Annotated in this window: 3 protein-coding genes; all 3 read right to left on the bottom strand. The window is 74.9% G+C overall.

Translation table 11 applies throughout. From position 1 onward, the window contains the following. Positions 1-371 (bottom strand): laccase domain-containing protein (locus tag JZ5iCDA_RS16675; RefSeq protein ID WP_171905417.1); only part of this gene is annotated, 371 nt, incomplete at its 3' end. After that, positions 368-1,714: a cell division protein FtsZ gene (gene ftsZ, locus JZ5iCDA_RS16670; protein WP_069388143.1), complete on the bottom strand. Its 1,347-nt coding sequence runs from the start codon at positions 1,712-1,714 to the stop codon at positions 368-370. The genes JZ5iCDA_RS16675 and ftsZ, both read right to left, overlap by 4 nt. A 208-nt stretch (positions 1,715-1,922) precedes the next feature. Beyond that, positions 1,923-2,761, bottom strand: an 839-nt coding sequence (locus JZ5iCDA_RS16665) for a cell division protein FtsQ/DivIB (protein WP_069388142.1), incomplete at its 5' end; no start/stop codon positions are given.

Here is a 2,761-nt window from a genome sequence, read left to right as displayed (position 1 = left end):
GCCCGCGCGTCGGCGAGGAGCACGGGGACGCAGTCCGCGACGAGCACGCCGAGACCGGCGCCGTCGGCGGCCACCAGCGCGTCCGCCTCGCCGACCGTGTCGGGCGCGCCCGCGTCCCGCTCCGCCGCGCCGACCGGTGCAGCCACGACGGCGACGCCGGTGCCGTGCACCTGCGTCGAGAAGTGGACCGGCCGCCCCAGCCACGTCGACGCGCGGGCGCGGTTCTCGCGCACCCGCGCCGCGTCGTCCTCCACGCCGAGCCCCAGGTTGAGCGAGGCCCAGGGCGCGGGCGACACGCCACCCGCCCGCGTGGTGAAGCCGGCGCGGACCCCCGGGCCCAGGTCGACCTCGAGCACGTGGGGGTGGCTCACTTGAGGAAGTCGGGGACGTCCAGCTCCTCGACCTTGCGACGCACGGGCTCCTCGTCGTACATGCGCGGAGGCACGTCGACGGACGGGTTCTGCGCGGTGCGCGCCGGGTCGGCGTTGTAGCCGGGCTCCGGCTCCGAGGCGACGACGGTGAACGTCGGCGTCGCGGCCGCCGGCTGGACCGGCACCGGGCCGGGGCCGCCGTCGAGCGTCACCGGGACGTCGTCGCCCTCCGAGGAGATCGGCACGAGCGGGCGCGGCAGGACGTGGGCCCCCGTGGTGGGCGCCGGGCCGGCCGCCGGGCGCGCACCGGGCACGGCCGGGACCGCGCTCGTCGCCGGGCGCTGCGACCCGCCGGCGACCTGCCCGAGACCGCGCCCGTCGGTGCGCGACTGCGGGGCGCCGCCGTCGAAGCCCGCGGCGATGACGGTCACGCGCACCTCGTCGCCGAGCGCGTCGTCGATGACCGCGCCGAAGATGATGTTCGCCTCGGTGTGCGCCGCCTCGTGCACGAGCCGGGCCGCCTCGTTGATCTCGAACAGGCCGAGGTCCGAGCCGCCCTGGATCGACAGCAGCACGCCGTGGGCGCCGTCGATGCTCGCCTCGAGCAGCGGCGAGGAGATGGCGAGCTCGGCCGCCTGGACCGCGCGGTCCTCGCCCCGCGCCGACCCGATGCCCATGAGCGCGCTGCCCGCGCCCTGCATGACCGACTTGACGTCGGCGAAGTCGAGGTTGATGAGGCCGGGCGTGGTGATGAGGTCGGTGATGCCCTGGACGCCGGACAGGAGCACCTGGTCGGCCTGGTGGAAGGCCTGCAGCGCGCTGACGTTGCGGTCCGACATCGACAGCAGGCGGTCGTTGGGGATGACGATGAGCGTGTCGACCTCGTTGCGCAGGTTCTCGATGCCCTGCTCGGCCTGGACGGAGCGGCGGCGGCCCTCGAACGTGAACGGCCGCGTGACGACACCGACGGTGAGCGCGCCGAGCGACCGGGCGATGCGCGCGACGACCGGCGCGCCGCCGGTGCCCGTGCCGCCGCCCTCGCCCGCGGTGACGAAGACCATGTCCGCCCCGCGCAGGACGTCCTCGATCTCGTCCGCGTGGTCCTCGGCCGCCTTCTTGCCGACCTCCGGGTCCGCGCCGGCACCGAGGCCGCGCGTGAGCTCGCGGCCGACGTCGAGCTTGACGTCGGCGTCCGACATCAGCAGCGCCTGCGCGTCGGTGTTGATGGCGATGAACTCGACACCCTTGAGGCCGACCTCGATCATCCGGTTGACGGCGTTCACGCCACCGCCGCCGATGCCGACCACCTTGATCACTGCCAGGTAGTTCTGCGGAGTTGCCACGTCGATGCCTCTCGATCTGTCGCCCTGAACCTTCACCCTCAACTAGAAGGTTAGAGTTATGTCAGGTTGTTCACGTGTCGACGGTAGGTGCCGACGTACCGATCATCAACGACCCGCGCGCGCGTGTCGGTGATCCTCTCCAGGACGTTCCCGCCCGCCGTCTCCGAGTCGCTCCCGGCCGGTGTCCCGGCACCGCCCGCGCCGTCCCTCATCGGGTCACCGGGAGCGTCGGCGCGGAGACGTCGAACACCGTCACCGCGGCGTTCTCCGGCACGGCCCGCAACGTCTGCAGCACCCGGACCTTGAGCGCCGCGTCCTCCGCGCTCCCCCACTCGACCGTGTCGCCGTCGCGCAGGCGCATGACGACCGCGTCGCGCGTGGACGCGGACACGTGCTGCACCTCCGCGCGCAGGTCCGGCGGGAGCGCGTTGAGCAGCACGATCGCCGCGTCGAGCGCACGCGGGTCGGCGTCGTCGAGCGGGACCTCGACCTGCGGCAGGCCCTCCGGGGCCACCGGGTCCGTGCGGACCCGGACGCCGTCGGCGTCGAGCAGGGCGAACCCGCCGTCGGCCGGCACGGCGACCACGGGCTCGCGCGACTCGAGACGCACGTCGAGCCCGGTGGGCCAGGCCCGGCGGATCTCCACGTCCCGGACGCCGTTGAGGTCGAGCACGCGCTCGCGCAGCGCGACCGTGTCGAGACGCGGCAGAGGCGTCCCGGCCGCCTCCCCCACGACGGTCGCGACCTGCGCGGGGTCGATCACCGTCCCCTCGCCGCTGATCGTGACGCGCGCGGGGTCGAGACCCAGCACGGGCGAGAAGAGCAGCACCCAGCCGAGGCCGGCCGCGACGAGGACCGCGGTCGCCCAGGCCAGCACGCGGCGCAGCAGGCGGTGGCGGCGCATCGCGTCGCGCTCCGCGAGCCGCTGCGCCATGCCGTGCGAGACGACGTCGCGCTCCCGACCCGCGCCGTCACCGGGCCGCGGGGTCGACGACGGTCCGGCACCGCGCCGCACGAGCTCGGTCCCGGGAGGCGGCACGGGCGGCG

The organism is Cellulosimicrobium cellulans (assembly GCF_001722485.1).
In the GTDB taxonomy this organism is placed as follows: Bacteria; Actinomycetota; Actinomycetes; order Actinomycetales; family Cellulomonadaceae; genus Cellulosimicrobium; species Cellulosimicrobium cellulans_A.
The sequence above is the reverse complement of the archived record's forward strand: the minus strand, read 5'-3'. Positions and strand labels throughout refer to the sequence as shown.